14 protein-coding genes are annotated in these 15,191 nt (G+C 41.0%); 4 read left to right on the forward strand and 10 right to left on the reverse strand.

What is annotated here, in order from left to right:
• Positions 1-2 precede the first annotated feature (2 nt).
• From traF to J8M00_RS26200, 3 genes are read left to right on the forward strand one after another with little or no spacing between them, the layout of a single operon-like run.
• Positions 3-809, forward strand: coding sequence for a conjugal transfer protein TraF (gene traF / locus J8M00_RS26190; RefSeq protein WP_211013337.1), 807 nt, complete (start codon positions 3-5; stop codon positions 807-809).
• Positions 806-2,206, forward strand: a complete 1,401-nt coding sequence (locus J8M00_RS26195) for a conjugal transfer protein TraH (protein WP_211013338.1) — start codon at positions 806-808, stop codon at positions 2,204-2,206. Before traF ends, J8M00_RS26195 begins: the two co-directional genes overlap by 4 nt.
• Positions 2,203-5,592: a conjugal transfer protein TraG N-terminal domain-containing protein gene (locus J8M00_RS26200; RefSeq protein WP_211013339.1), complete on the forward strand. Its 3,390-nt coding sequence runs from the start codon at positions 2,203-2,205 to the stop codon at positions 5,590-5,592. Before J8M00_RS26195 ends, J8M00_RS26200 begins: the two co-directional genes overlap by 4 nt.
• Positions 5,593-5,792: 200 nt before the next feature.
• On the opposite strand, the gene J8M00_RS26205 is transcribed toward J8M00_RS26200, so the two are convergent.
• The 3 genes from J8M00_RS26205 to J8M00_RS26215 are packed head-to-tail and all read right to left on the reverse strand — an operon-like array spanning position 5,793 to position 9,649.
• Positions 5,793-6,281 (reverse strand): hypothetical protein, encoded by a 489-nt coding sequence (locus J8M00_RS26205; protein WP_211013340.1) that lies wholly within the window; start codon positions 6,279-6,281, stop codon positions 5,793-5,795.
• Entirely contained in the window at positions 6,271-8,481 is a 2,211-nt protein-coding gene (locus J8M00_RS26210) for a Mov34/MPN/PAD-1 family protein (protein ID WP_211013341.1), read from the reverse strand. The genes J8M00_RS26205 and J8M00_RS26210 overlap by 11 nt, the downstream gene beginning before the upstream one ends.
• Before the next feature lie 13 nt (positions 8,482-8,494).
• Positions 8,495-9,649: a hypothetical protein gene (locus J8M00_RS26215; protein ID WP_211013342.1), complete on the reverse strand. Its 1,155-nt coding sequence runs from the start codon at positions 9,647-9,649 to the stop codon at positions 8,495-8,497.
• Between the two features lie 638 nt (positions 9,650-10,287).
• Between J8M00_RS26215 and J8M00_RS26220 the strand changes: the two genes are divergently transcribed.
• Positions 10,288-10,746: a hypothetical protein gene (locus J8M00_RS26220; RefSeq protein WP_211013343.1), complete on the forward strand. Its 459-nt coding sequence runs from the start codon at positions 10,288-10,290 to the stop codon at positions 10,744-10,746.
• 593 nt (positions 10,747-11,339) lie between these two features.
• Here J8M00_RS26220 and J8M00_RS26225 read toward each other — a convergent pair.
• The 7 genes from J8M00_RS26225 to J8M00_RS26255 all read right to left on the reverse strand — a co-directional run.
• On the reverse strand, positions 11,340-11,636 hold the full coding sequence (locus tag J8M00_RS26225) for a hypothetical protein (protein WP_211013344.1): 297 nt from the start codon (positions 11,634-11,636) through the stop codon (positions 11,340-11,342).
• Positions 11,633-12,133 (reverse strand): hypothetical protein, encoded by a 501-nt coding sequence (locus J8M00_RS26230; protein ID WP_211013345.1) that lies wholly within the window; start codon positions 12,131-12,133, stop codon positions 11,633-11,635. The genes J8M00_RS26225 and J8M00_RS26230 overlap by 4 nt, the downstream gene beginning before the upstream one ends.
• Before the next feature lie 14 nt (positions 12,134-12,147).
• Positions 12,148-12,564, reverse strand: a complete 417-nt coding sequence (locus J8M00_RS26235; RefSeq protein ID WP_211013346.1) for a hypothetical protein — start codon at positions 12,562-12,564, stop codon at positions 12,148-12,150.
• A 273-nt stretch (positions 12,565-12,837) separates the two neighbouring features.
• The gene (locus J8M00_RS26240) at positions 12,838-13,128 is read right to left on the reverse strand and encodes a hypothetical protein (protein WP_211013347.1); all 291 of its coding nucleotides are present in this window, start codon (positions 13,126-13,128) and stop codon (positions 12,838-12,840) included.
• Positions 13,129-13,191: 63 nt separating this feature from the next.
• On the reverse strand, positions 13,192-13,626 hold the full coding sequence (locus J8M00_RS26245; RefSeq protein ID WP_211013348.1) for a hypothetical protein: 435 nt from the start codon (positions 13,624-13,626) through the stop codon (positions 13,192-13,194).
• A 452-nt stretch (positions 13,627-14,078) separates the two neighbouring features.
• A complete protein-coding gene (locus J8M00_RS26250; protein WP_211013349.1) occupies positions 14,079-14,303 on the reverse strand; it encodes a hypothetical protein in 225 nt (74 codons plus the stop codon).
• A gap of 280 nt (positions 14,304-14,583) precedes the next feature.
• Positions 14,584-15,191 (reverse strand): hypothetical protein (locus J8M00_RS26255; RefSeq protein ID WP_211013350.1); only part of this gene is annotated, 608 nt, incomplete at its 5' end.

The raw sequence follows: 15,191 nt of genomic DNA on the forward strand, positions 1-15,191 counted from the left end.
CGATGAAAAAACTATTGAATACACTCATGCTGTTATGCCTTTCAACCATTGTGAGTGCATCTTCCCAGGTTGATACCAATAAACATGGATACTGGTGGGGTGAAGCCGTTGAGCTGCCTACCAAAGAAGATGAGTACCCGGCCCCACCGCCAAACCCGAAAACAGAAGACCTGATGAAGATGCACCCGAAGGAGCTCCGGGAGCTTGAAGAACAGTACAGAGAGTATGCGATTTGGAAGAAAACCCGTGAAGCGACCAAAGATTACTGGACTGTTGTCGATGCAGCTAGAAAACAAGCTCGAGCTTTCACTGCGTTGACAGCGGTTACCATGCTGGAAAACCCGCAGCTCAATGCTCGTTCACAAAACCCGATCACCAATGCAGGGCGAGCAGCTAAAAGAAAGCAACATGATGACTCCGTGACTAAGCGACTTACGTCAGCCAGAAAAGAGTTCGCCCTTGTGATGTTTTCTCAACCTGGTTGCTCATATTGTGATGTTCAGCGCAATACACTGAAATTCTTTACTGATAAGCACTATTGGCCATTCAAAGAAATAGACATTACAAAAGAACCAGGTATTGCTCAGCGCTTTAACATCAACATGACGCCTATCACCATACTGATAAAAAAAGGGACAGAAAAATGGATGAACATAGCGGTGGGTGTGGAAAGTGTTCCTAATATTGAAGACAACACATATCGGGCCGTTAGATTGATGAAGGGGGAGAGTACTCCCCAACAATTCTATACGCCCGAATATATGGAAGGCGGGTTTTATGACCCTACGGCTGGAGGGAAAGCTGAATGAATATGATTAAATATATAGGTACTGTTCTACTTTGTGTTCCTGGGTTCAGCCATGCAGGTTGGGTAGATGACTGGTTTGACAATGCAACTTCTTCTGGTACGTCCACATTCAAAAACCAGCAACGCGGCTTTTATTCACTTGGGGGAATGCAAGGGCGGATCAACACCACGGTTGAGAACCCGATAAGTGTACAGTTACCCAAACTCAGTGGCGGCTGTGGCGGTGTCAATTTATTTTACGGTGGAATATCACTCATGGATGAAGAATATCTCGTTCAGAAGTTGGAAAATTCAATGCAAGCCGCGCCAGCCATAGCATTTGACATGGCAGTTAAAACCGTTACGAAAGAGTTTTCAGAATCGCTAGCGAAGTTTGAACAGATAACCAATGCTCTAAACGGCCTGCAACTTGATGATTGTGCGATAGCCAAATCAGCCGTTACCACGGTTGTTGATGGTCGTTTCAGTGATGTCGGTGGTGAAGTGCTGAGTACCATTACCAATGAGCAATCTCTATTTGGAAGCACTTCTAAAAATTATCACGAGTCACAAGATAAAATAAATACAGCCAATGGTAAACCAACCGAAGACTTAAGCTCCCAATGGCAAGGTTGCCATGCTGACTTTAAAGATCTTTTTACTAAGCAAGGTTCTCTTGTGAGTAGGGCTTCATCAAAGTTTGGCATGAGCTCATACGCAAGCATTGTGCGAGGATATATCGGTGATGTCACCGTGAACCTTTCAACAAATGGTAAAATTCCCATTGGTCGAGAAGTTATGCCATGTCCCAAGAACGCCGACTCGAGTCTGGATGACTTCATTTACGGACTATCTGAAGGACGCTCTGCGACGGGTAGTTGCAGCAGATATACCACAAAGGGGGTCCAGGATATGGTAGAAGACAACCTTAAAGCCATCGCGACATCTATTAGCAACAAGACGGCGCTCTCAGCAAGCACGCTGTCCTGGATCAACAAAGCGCCGCTCCCTGTTTACCGCTTAATGTATAGAGCGAGTATCGATGGCACGGTAGATGAGACAATCATGGAAACATCGGAACTTCTGAGTTATGCATATGCCCATCGGATGTTTGATGATATGCATCGCAATGCACTTGGCTTACTTCACAATATGAACAAGGTCTTCGAAGAGTCTGGGCAAGGAACGAACTATGGTCGCCAATGTAACAAAGATTTATTTATTGGCATTGCGCCACTACTACCAAAGTTAGAAACCCGTTTGCGAGAAACAAGAAATCGCATGAGACAAGGGTATGTCGCAAAGCTTGAAGAGTATCAATCGATGGCAAACTTCATAGATCGCCAAGAAAAGATCGAGAACAAGCGCAAGCGTAAGCCAGCTCAAGATACGCTTGGATTAGGAGGACAGGCCCAGTGAATACAAAAACACTGATTGGTGTATGTTTGCTACTGTTCAGTAAACAAGCTGCATCATTAGATATGGACTTTTATGTTTATGGCGGGTTTGATGTAACGGTTAATGCGTTTAGTCGTATAGCGTTGATTTTTAATGATGGTGAATACATTGTCATGTTCTTCGTAGCGGCGATTTTTGGTATTTTATTTGGCGGTATGATTGCGTCTGGTAAAGCCCTATTGGGCGGCGGCGGCAATGGAGCCTCTATCATAAACTTTTTGATTTTAGTATTGATAGGGACTGGTTTATTCAAAGCGCTCATCATACCTAAAGGGACGGTTCATATATATGATCCAGTTGTAAACAGATATCAAGCAATTGGTAATGTACCTGACTTGATAGTTTTGGGTGCAGGACTATCAAACAAAGCAGAGCGTATTCTCACGGAAGTTACTGATAATGGTAGCGCGCACCCACGCAAGCTTCAGGGTGGTGGAATTGGGCTTGAAATGATGATAAATGCTTATAGGGGTGAGCCATTTGGAGATGAAGCATACCTTCAAAAAACGTTGAACCAATATATATCAGACTGTCTGCCTCCTGCTGAAACATTGTCGGGTTACAACTTTGATTTACAAAAATTAAAGAGCAATACAAGTAATATTCAAAATGAACTCGGTCAGTTACGAAGTGATGCCGTTTTTACTACCGTATTCAACACATCAAACAAGCACGGCGACGTCCAAAGTTGTAAAACAGCTTGGGATGGCACATTGAAGAATGCACTAACGGCAACCACGAACTATCAAGAGTACTTGAAGCATGTTTGTGCTCAGTCAGGTTTGAGTACAGATGCAGCGGGTCTTTTTCAGTGCAAAAAGATTATATCAGATGCACAGGACATCTTATTGAATAGCAGTGCTTCAGGTGACTACAGGAAATTTTTTACAGATATCGTAATTTCTAAAGCTATCGTATCAAGCTTAATGAATACGCCAGGCTCGGCCCTAAAACAACTAGCAAATAAGGACATAGTATCTGGTGGTTTTGCGAGTCAAATAGTCTCAGAAGGGTGGTTGCCAGCCATCAAAGCTGTTGTGTTTGGCGTCGTTCTCGGACTGTTCCCAGTCATGGCGCTGTTTTTTGTAACACCGCTGGTGTTCAAAGCTCTTCATACAATGCTCGGGCTGTTGTTATGGTTGGCGCTTTGGGGGGTTACGGATGCAGTGGTGCATGGTATTGCTATGGATCAGGTGCTAAGTATGGCATCTGGTATACACAGCATGAATACATCACTAATGGCCATCATGATGGTGCCTGAGCAAGCCACAAAAGGTCTGGCTATTTTAGGAAAAGCTCAAAGTATGGGTGTGATATTAGCAACCTTCATTGCCGGTGCGTTCTTTCGAATATCTGGATATGCATTCACGCAGCTTGGTGAGAAGTGGCAGCAAGATATTGACCGCTTTGGTGAGAATGCAAGTCATCAAACGATGGACCCAACAGGCCGCACCGAAGCCGTTAAATCTCATATTGGTGCGCAATCAACGATGACATCCATGGGTATGTTAGGAGTAGATGGTTTCTCAGTGGCCAATCAGATGATGACACATACTCCGTATGCACATAATTTTACTCAGAATCAGGCGTTGCGAGGTGCTGGTATGAGTGCATCAGAAGCATTAATGGCTCCTGGTGTTTATGCTGGTGCTGAAAATGCGGGACAGACATTACATCAAGTTGAGCATGCTCAAAATCACTATGGTGGCTCACTAACGGGTGCTGGTAGCTCTATTGGACGAATGTCATCAGAAATGCATACAGGTTCAGTCGAAGGGCAGCATCAGGCATTTTCAGATGTTGCATCGATGAGGGGCATGCCAACAGATGCGGTTATCAAAGACAGTGCTCACATCAATCAGGCGAAAGAAGTTACTGGGGCCCTTAGCTATAAAGATGATGTTGCTGCAAATAACCCATCGCTCGATTTAACAAGTGCTATCCATGTGGATAGAAGTGCTGAAACCCTAAGAGAAACTGCTGGTAACAGAATCTGGAACGAGCGAAATGAGCAGGCACAGCTTGTAAGCAGTTCAGACCGAGTGGGCGCTGCACAGAAGCAACAACTGATAGAGACGGCGGATAACACTGGGCGCTTTTATGCAACGGCTGGTGACTCTACGCCTTATGTCGAACAGTCTCTTTTTACACACGACAAGTCACTTGGGCATACATCAGCAGAAGCCGGTGAACTTGAGCAAAGAGGTGTTGGAGTCCGTGAATATGGTGAAATGAGCGGGCGTGTGGATGCACTACATACTCTTGGTGAAAATAAGGCAGTTCAAACCGCAGGAGAATCATCCATCATCGATGGCAAACATGTAAGTAGTGCGAAAGAGGCACTAGGGGGGAGTGTCGAAATAGGGAAAGCTGATGAACGTGACATACTACTGAGCCAACAATTGCTAAGTAAAGCTGAAACTGAGGAAGTTCGTTCATATGGAGAAACAGCTGCAAGGCAGGTCAGGGAAGGGGCTACCGGCTTACCTACCGACGATATGGCGATAGCGCAATCATTGGCAAGAGATTCAGAAATAGTTATTAGTAGCACCAACAGCGAACATGTTCATGCAAACCTAGGTACCACAGGAAGTGCAGCTGAGGTTGCCACTCGAGACGGAGGGTTACTTGATGTCAAGGTTGATGACGGTGGCCAAGTTGTAACATCGCGTGGATTCAGCGGTCTGTCCGGTACTCAGGATAGTTTACTTTCTGTAGAACGGGGACTGAACCTGAATCAGGGGGCAGGTCAAATGAATCAAGGCTCTTATGCGTACGCACTCGAAAACCGTTACGGAGAAACGGCTCAAGATTATCAGATGCTTTTTGAAAAGATGAGTGATGACTCTGTAAGGGAAAGCGTTATCTCACAGATGGCACAAGAGCTTGACTCAACAATGCATTCAAGCGTCACATACCAAGATATCTTTGGCCATCGTGAAGAAATCTCTGCTAGTGTTGGGGTTCCACAAGTTGCACAAATGCTTTCTCCCGTAGAGGCGGAGCTAAGCGCCAGAGGTTATGCTGAGGGTTCAGCTACAGATCAGGACGTCTTCAATGCAAACAAACTGATACTCAATTCATTCTATGAACAATCGCGAAGTGACGCAGATGAGTACATCAAAGATGTTTACCGGCCTAATAGCCCGGATGCAACAGATGAAGAAATCAGGCGTGTGTCAGATACATTTGCCAGTGGTAGCTTTGCGGAGTATTACCAGGGTTATCGTGACACATTACTAGATATAGGGAATCAGAAAACAAGGACATTCAGTGACAAGATGAATGAAGAGGGAAAACCTGACTATTCTGATGTGAAGATACCTGACATGAAGCATATAAAGTAGAGGGGAATTTAGACGACTAGCTGGGTAGTGTTTCACCCAGCTCAGCTTTCTAATGCATAAGGTCTGATGGTTTAGACTTTATCTGACAGGCAGCCATGAGCGAAAAGCGGCCGTTAGTTCAATTTCTTATTTGGAAAAATGAGAATTTGAACTAAATACGCTTTTAATTATTTGGGTCTACTTAACGCAGAACAAACTTGCTATTTGTTGTTCATACGTGAAGGCTCTACTCCGAAAAGAGTTTTGCCCATTTCTTCTATTTTCATTTGAAATTTATCTACATTAAGCCCTGCAATTAGAGCAAAAAAATAAAATCCCCATAACTGCTCTATTTCGCTAGCTGGCTGATCGCTATCTAAAACAATAAGTCCTGCTTTCAACATGACAAACGCAAATATGGAGCTTATAGCAGAAGTTATTGGCCGTATTAAATGCCACGCAATCCACTCGTTCCCCCAATCACGGTGGACCGAGCCATGTAAATATAAACTACGTAAGCAATAAAATGCGCCAGCCAATGCTCCAATAAACGCAAAGCGAGTAGCAAGCTCAGTGCTTGAGCTGAAACTATCCCAGTCCCAGTTATATCCGACACCAAGTAATATAGCGACCCATGCGATATGGTAAATTACACAAAAGCCTAACCCTAGCCATTTTGAAAATGTAAGCTGCTGCTTTTCATCTGTCATGTTCCACAACCAATATATCTTTTCCGTTACACATTAGCATAACTGTTACAGGTAAATTAAATGAGCTGTTTAACTCTTTAAGAGTTTTTCTATCTAGATCAGAGGGTAATGATGGAGTAATGTGGCTATGCCAAGTTCCTATGACATAAATCTGACCTTGGCTAGATTCTCTAATTTTACAATCTAAATCATGCAATTGTGTTTGGTTAAAAGAAAACTCCACAGGTGATTCAACTGATTGTTCAAAGGGCATTAGTGCTTCAGTAACAAATATCCTGCCTGTTAATTCACATATGCGACCAATAATAGCGCCACCTGTTTCTTTGGGGCGTTTGGCTTTTTGTAGAGCGAACATAGTGTTTGTTGCTGCACCAGAAATTCGTATGTCCCAATGTCTATTATCATGCTTAAACACTAATGTTGTTGTCGGAGGGATTGAGTAGGATTTCCAATTAATTGAACTATCTTCCTCTCTAAAACATAAGTGCAGTTCTCCGTGATCGGTCAACTCACTTGTTTGATAAATTGATTTATCTATCTTTTCCGTAATTGCAGCACAACACAAGTTTAGTGCTGTATCGGGCATTATTGTTGTTTCAGACGAGCAACCATGACCAACAATTTGTCGTTCCGCACCTTTGTGAAAAAATAGAGAGTTAGTTATATCTGGATCCTGCATAGCTAATGTATACAAAACAGACTCAATATCATCAATTTTAACCTCCCTATTTTTTGATGATGGCTCAATTGCTAAATATCCCATTGTAGACTGACCGTATAAACCAACTTGGTATAGTCGCCCCGGTAATTGCCCAATCGTAGCCAAGTTATAGCTGACTAGTTCGTTTCCAGTAGATTCAATTAATACATCACTGTCTTCAGGAAAAGTTAAACTATTCTTACTTAAATCTTCAAAGCTGCAACTGCTTGAAACCCCCCAATTATCAACAGTAGATTTGAGTAATATGGCTTTAGGCCAGCCTTCACACCTACCAATATTAGTCAAACCATGACGAGCCATATTGTGCGGTCTAAACTCGCCTTTATCCATTATGTGCAATGCATAGCTACCTGTCCTAGCTAAGGATAGAGCTAGCTTTGAACCAACGCTTCCGGCACCTAGAAAGGCTACTTTTTTTATATCGCGGTTATGATGGTGGGAAACTTTTTGCAACACATCCCTTGAACCACCTTGGATATAAGAAAGAGGAATGACTTGAGGGTTTCTACCTTGTTCACTGGTTAATCGCACAAAAAATGGGATTATTTCTATATTAGAATTTCCGCCAATTAATTCTATTGGTCTAGGAATGCAAAAGACTACAACACAGCCTTGCGCTTTTTGTTTAGAAAGGCTGGAATCAAGTCTATCAAGCTTTAATTTTAACGATTCACTTGCTGTAAAGTCGGGTTTGGGTATAACGATCACTTCACTGGAAACATTTGGAGTTCCTTCCAATGAAGCTGCAAATGAAATTAATTCCTTACGATTTCTAACAGGTAAGTTCTGAAATAGCGATGATGCGCTTGATCCAGGTAAGATAACAGGGATTATTTCAATACTGGATTTCATAACTCCTATATCTTCAGTAGATACAAGAATGTGCGGCGGCCGTTCGCTAAAAGCTTCGTAGGAACCAGTTAGCGTGAATAAATCTCCTTTCGTAGACTGCTTTGCTAGTTCGGTAGCTGCAAATGAAATAAGGTCACTATTGACATCGGTAAAACTGCCACCGTAGTTGTTGAATATTATAGGCTCCCAGCCCTGTTCCTCCACCATCAACCTGTCTTGAGCAGCTCTATCCAGCCAACTATCTAGTTGAGTTAATAATTGCGATAAACCATTTGCCAATAAGAAACTAGTAACACTACTTTCCGTAATACATGGCCACACAACATCGTTGGATTGACTTGGGTTTATATGAGGAAAGCAGGTTCTAGGAAAGTCTTTTCTCAAAGACGGCAATATAGGGGACGAGGGAAAATCGAAGGGAATGTGCCAGCATACAGGCTCGGTAGCCTTAACCCCTTTATTAGATATGCCTTTTGCAACATCCCTGCTTCCAAGGTTAACCTGCCAGTCACATTCAACTATCAAGCGATTTTCATCGCAAAGAATAACTTGAGACTTGTTAACTCTGTCGTGATTAATAATCTGATTAAGAATTTCTTCTGTTGCTGTTGGCAGGTCTTTGTCCATCCCGTAATACTCCTCAGCCATGTCTTATAGGCTTATCCTGCCTAGGAATAACAGCAGAAGAAGACGAAGCAACAGAGGCCAATGCTACTAAACTTACTCCAGTGTAACTTAACTTAAAATCTCTAGGCTTTGGTGGCATTGTTTTGGTAGCAGAATCAGCTAAACAAATAAACCTACTTGCTTTATTATCAAGCATTTTTACATACTCTTTTTTTGCTAAGTGACTTGGTGGGTCTGACTGTTCTTCATCAATTTCTTTGCTACTTGATACAATGTAAGCACCAGAATTAGTCTGTGATAAAGCGTTTATTGCCTCTGGTAAAACTTTTGGGTTTTTTACCTTGCTTGCAGAGTCATAACTTAAGGTGTGCCATGAACAGTGGTGTGGAGCTAGCAATATGTCATAGGTTAATTGTGATGTATCCCCCTTTCTCTCTTCCCATATATGTTTCCAAATATGAGCGGTAGCATCACCGCCAAGCAGTATTTCAGAGCCGTTTACTGTCCAGCGGATTACTATACTGGAATTGTTTTTATCTTCCTCGTGATCTTCATCGAAAATATCACTATCAAGAGGTGCTAAAATTAATGCCTTACCTGCGCCAACATTTACTTCTTCACCTCTATCAATAACCATCCCTTCAAGGTTCCAGCTTTCCTTTTTATCTGAATCGTCAGTATCTATGCCAACTATTCTTAACCTGTTACCGTTGGTTTCTCGGCTGAAATCTTTATCTTCAAATAGTTGCCTTCTTCGTTTAGCCTCAGCTCTAAACTCTTTAGCATCAGAGGAAAGTTTGACTTTTTTGGATGCTCTTTTAGTACAGATTTCAGAAAACCAAATCTCGTTCATCACTATTTTTTTAGGCTTCCCATCTTCAGGTTTCGACCAATCGCTAGGGCTGCCAGTGTGCATATATTTTTCAAACCCTAAACAGTGATCATTATCAGGGTGAGTCAAAACAAACAGATCAACATAGGGAGCGCCATCAGAATTTATAGGCAAGTGGTTATAAATATCAGATGCTACATCGTATTGATCTTCATTAACGTCTCTAATTCTCATGTCAACGAGAATTGTTTTTCCACTTCCTTTTGTGCCAATTTGGATTAAAGTCATATCTCCATTATCAACAGGGTAATGCTTAATTGAGTTAGGTTCAGCCATATCAAGATTCCTCAAAATACTCAGGACAAACAAGACACCATCTGATTTAAGAGTCTTATTAGCGCACAATAAGCCTTATCTGTGGTTTCTTTCTCTTATAGTTGCTACATTTGGCCCAAGCGAACGTTTTTCAACCGCATGTACAAAATTAATGCACTTTATTTTGAGGTTATTAACTTTTAGGAAGTCCGAATCGTAACAGAAGCAAATACAGCCATTGGTTAACAAATCAATCCAGTCAACTCGTGTCAGGGAAAAAGCGAGTTAGTACCATTGTCAGCTTCTGGCACATATGCGACTGTCAGATTTTATTGAGTTCTATTATTCGAATCTGACAGACCAAGTTAAGGCTTATTCACATTATCCCAATTATAGGTTTTGATAAATTAGATCTTCTCTGAAAGGCTTGTGGTTACTGGCTTAAAGAATGTTAATCGAAAAATGTCGCGTTTATGCACAAGAGCCCGGCTTTTGTCACTATAAAAAGTTGGCCGTTTTCGCAGCTATGTGGTCACTCCCCCTCATAGGGGCGAACTCAAATTCAACTGTGTGCATTAACAGTATGCCCTTTTTATACCCAGCGTTAACACATATTAAATTGTGATATGATGATTGCATCACAACACAAGGAATAGATTTTGAACAATATCGTACATTACACTGACCTTTGCCTTGCGTTAATGGCTGATCACAAGAAGAAAAACCAATTCGTTACCAACACATCTGGCGGGCTTTCTTTTGGCACAATGCCCTTTAACAATCATGGGTTTGCACAACTCGAGATAAGGCTAAAAACAGGATATATAGGCAAAGGCAGGGCCAGACAAGGGGCATATGGTGTACGACATATCTTTGAGAAACACGGCAGCGAACTAAACTTAACCTGTCCGAGCCAAGTATCATCATTTATAGAAAACATCATCACCACTGGGGCGGAAGTGGTCATTGACAACAACAAAGACCCATTAAAGCCACTTATCATTGAGTCAAATAACGGCATGGTCATCACTGCAATATCTGGCTGCCAAAGTTATTACAATATCATTTCTGCGTATGGCAGAAAGCAACACCCTGGTATAGTGATTGCCAATTTTTAGGCATAAAAAAACCAAGCATTTGCTTGGTGATTTTAAGTGTTTGGTATGGTTCGTGGCATCCCCTTAGCTCAAGGGTTCGGGGCAGCTTTCGCTTAACCATATACTGTGATTACTCGGCTAAACACAGGCAGCATAGGAACGTTAACAAGAACCGAGATAGTAATTAACGTTAAGCCCTTCTACATTGCTAATTCTAAGCGATTCAAGGCAATTCTATCAATTCGATTTAGTTATATACTTATACATATATATAATTTGGCTTTTTCTCTAACACTATCAGTGAGTAACCACATCATTGTCAGCGAACAGATTCGGTAAAGAAAAAGGCTGGAGATCAAGTCGTGCAACGTGAATAATATCCTTTGACTATGTCTGCTGTTGGCACTGAGCTATCCTTCAGCTCTATATTGTTTTTGTCCAAATATGATTAGGTGAACGTCTGATATTGCAATTGGATTTATGATATTGAGTTCGAAGACCACTTACAGAACTTTATCTAAAAAGCTGACAGTTTCACAAAGTTATCTATAGCCTCACTCTTTAAGGCCTATCTTGCAAAAGTCCAAACATGATACGCACTGTAATAGCTAATATTATCTATGCTTCCTAACGTGATTATTTGACAAAGGAGATGGGCGAATACCCGTATATCGGTTGGATGCCGGACTCCCTAATAGTACAACTGCATTATGGTGTGTGTGATCAGCCATTCTTCTAAAGGCTTTTGACGCTCTAGGGGAAACTTTAAACTTCGTGTTTTTAGTACTTCCGAAATGACGTTCTATATCAAACAAAGTCGGCATATCTTTGCCAGAAGCTGTAAACCCATCCTCATCGTATGGTCTTACCATCTCGCCCCACCACCTTTTAAAAGACTGCAAAACTGTCATAACGCTTCTCCTTTAGCTTGCATTGTAGCCACCAAGCCAATGATCATTTGGGTAAAATCTGGCATCGTATCTCGGTTTCGGTCTAGCCTAAATATTACTTGATTTTCGTTATCGAAAAATAACGCCTCAAAACTACTTTGATTCCACACCCCCATAGTTCTGGATTTAGACTCAACTATTTGTAATAAAATAGCGTCATTGTCAGGTTGTTTCCCTGACATACACTCTAAAGTAGAGCGTTCCGATTCATTAAATGTATTACAGAACATCCTTGCTTTCCAATGAATAGAAGACTCCAAGTCATCCACTTTTTCAATATACTTTACATTGACCTTCTTTGCTCTATAAATAAGCTTACTTACTCTGTCAGAAGGCACCATCTGTTCAGATTTATCGGCCACTTCATCGCTTCTTTTTATAGCCTCAATGCTATCATGAACAGCAACTGCACATCCGTTTAAACAGAGTAAAACTGGCAATATTAGCTGAACTTTCATTTTAATTCCTTTAATTAATGGAGTGATACCAATCCGGTGTCGTTGTTATTGTTGCCTACCAGAGTACAGCGCAATGAATCTATGTGCATATGCCAGTCAACCTGATCTGGTTGATTTATATTGACTACTGTAATGCCGACGTCAGACAACCAATGTGTCTCGTTTTTGACATCAGATATGACAACAGCAACAATTTGAAATGTGGGTGTGAATACACCAAAATCAAATATGCAATTCGGTCCAGCTTTCTGAGGATCCACAATATCATGTAAAGCTACTTTTGGTACTATGACAAATCGCCCTTCTAGCGCCTGACATAATAAATAGTATATTTGACTATCTTCCTCTGAGATATACAACTTAGTTTCAGCTTCCTGAGGGCTGAAAAGTCGTTGTTTAATTGTGTGAATAAGCTTCTTGATTATAAACATAACACCTTGTAATTTAACATAAATTAAATTATGGGATATTGGACATAGGCAATAATCACTCGAAATAAAGATATTTCAGTATGCAATAAAACCCATGAGATGCGTCACCATTTACCTGCCCCATACGGCTGGATTTTGCTGTGTTTGGAATTCAGAAAAAATGAATTGCAAATTAAGTATCAAAACCACTGGCAATAAGACGATTGAAAAAGACAAACTCTGTCTTTCGTCACTACGCTCAGGCTTCGCTTGGCTCCTTAATCCAGAGTATGTCTAACCATTCATAGAAACAGATGAAACTGAGTAGCCCATCTCCTCAAAAGACTTCTTCTGATTAAGCAGCGATGCAATATCGTCAGATTGCTCCAATAAACGGAAAAGTAAGGGTTCAATATCCTTAATTTGAGCACCGCCATTCAGAACAGCATAAACACCATGACACAATTCACGATGCTCAAGAGCTAAATCAGTGACTTTTTCGCATGAAATAATTTTATGGATAAGGTTTTGTTGAACCTGTGTAGAGTTACTGTTTGCAGCTAAAATGATATTATTATCAGACATATTAAAGTTATCCTATTTTAATGTGTTAAACCTGTAAGGTGTTGCAGCACCTTGCAGGTATCTTTACTTGTTCACTCGAACAACATGACTCATAAATCTCTTTAAATGAGAGCTAAGAGACGAATCCGAAAAGAACTCAGAAAATTGATTTTTCAGCTCAGAATCGACTTTGAAGTTACAGCTAGTATCTAAGTCAAAACTTTCCTGATAGTCAGATGTAGCTTGATTGTATGTTGAGCCATCATCACTCCCCCTAACCTTGCTCATTACACTTTGTACAGCGTTTACACCTTTAGAGTAATGAGAGTGCTCAGAAGATGCCCCATAAGACGATAAACATGGGGAATCATAATTTATTGAACGAGATTCCAAAGATCGCTTCAAAAAGCCTCTTAGCTCGTTACTAAGAGTCGTATGATTTGATTTGCAAATATCAGAGAAATCTATTTTCAATTGTGAATTGACCCTAAAACGGCAAATAACAACCTCACTAGACACTAATTATCTCCTAAAGATATACATAACGTAAACACATCGTAGCAACTAAATACCGCGAGTCAAGCTTTTTGTGTATACAATGTTATTATTAAATACTACCTAGTGTATACATAGTGTTTAATTTTGTGCAATTTAAAAAAGACTATAAACATAATAAAAACAATTAGTTAAATCCATTTTTGATTCAAGGAATGCCAAAATGGCACTAGAGTCCACTATTAAAGTATGTGGACTCTAACTTGTGCCCATTCTGGTACATTTGAGGTGAATGAAAGAAAGCTAGGCTTATCAGGAGGCGAATTACTTTTTGCACCTGGTCAAAAACCGGGGCGCATTTGTTAATGCAAAACAGACGGCCACCCTACCATGATGACCATCGAATTATTTGATAACCGGTTGCTAAAACAATTGGTTTACTGGAATGTTTATCGCGGCGATGCCGCAAAGACACGCTAACGTAAGTTTAGGTTAAAAGGTTTATCAGACCAGTTACCATCAAGCATGTAATACTTTCCCGAATTATCCCCCGTCACCTTTAAAAGGTAAATCTCAACATCTGGCCTATCATGCTCTAAAGTCAACATATTAATCAAAGAAAGCGCATGCTCTAAGTTTGAAGCTACATCATGAGAACAATTAAAATTTGAATCCTTGGTAATAATCACTAACCCCAACATAAACCTCCATATTTTTCATAGTAAGTCACTATAATTTTAGCAAAAGTTGAGCAGGCAACATCCCATAATTGGCCATTATGTTACGGGCGCTGCGGAGACCTTGCGATGCTCGTGGCTACGCCATTATCACTCGCATAAACCACAAGGGCCAGACGACAAACTAGTCTATCTGGCCCTTTCTAAACATAACACCCGTTCAAATTATGGGAGGTTGCAACTCCCGAAACACAAGTTAACATATAAAGCATAGCATAAGTGTACAAAAACATACACAAAAAACCTACAAATCCGGACCGTTTTTTGACCAGCTTTTTCCACCAAAAAGCCGAGCACCAAGCTTTTCAGTAAAAGACTTCTTTTGTTCAGGAGTTTTTTGTTTTGGTGATAATAATGTTTTACCTTTGAGCTGTGAGGCATCTAAAGCGTTCAATTTATTGCCTGTGACGCGCTCTAGCTGCTGTCTTACTTTATGGCGGTCATCAACATATGCCGTAAAATATCCTGACGACTTATTGAGTACTGTAAAAAATGACTTCTGGTTAAGTAGTCTTTTTTGATAGCTCTCTATAACCCCTAGTACCCTGCTTACCCCCTTTGCTCCCTGAGCAGATAAGTAGGTTTCAACATAAGCATGACTGACGTGTAATTTAGACGGGTCGTGGAGAGGAAGTGTAATATTTTCTTTGTCGCCAATACGTAAGGAGATTTCAGATTCTGTAACTTTGAGAACGTGCGCGATATCTCCATTCTTTAAACCCTTTTTTTTAATATTGGTTTTCCACCTCAAATTATCTCCTTCTGATATCTCAATCGTCCGCTGATTAAATACACTCACACCACGCTCTGTATGCCCAGCCACGTTATCTGGAGACCAATTAAATCGCCTGC

The organism is Pseudoalteromonas luteoviolacea (assembly GCF_018100925.1).
In the GTDB taxonomy this organism is placed as follows: Bacteria; Pseudomonadota; Gammaproteobacteria; order Enterobacterales; family Alteromonadaceae; genus Pseudoalteromonas; species Pseudoalteromonas obscura.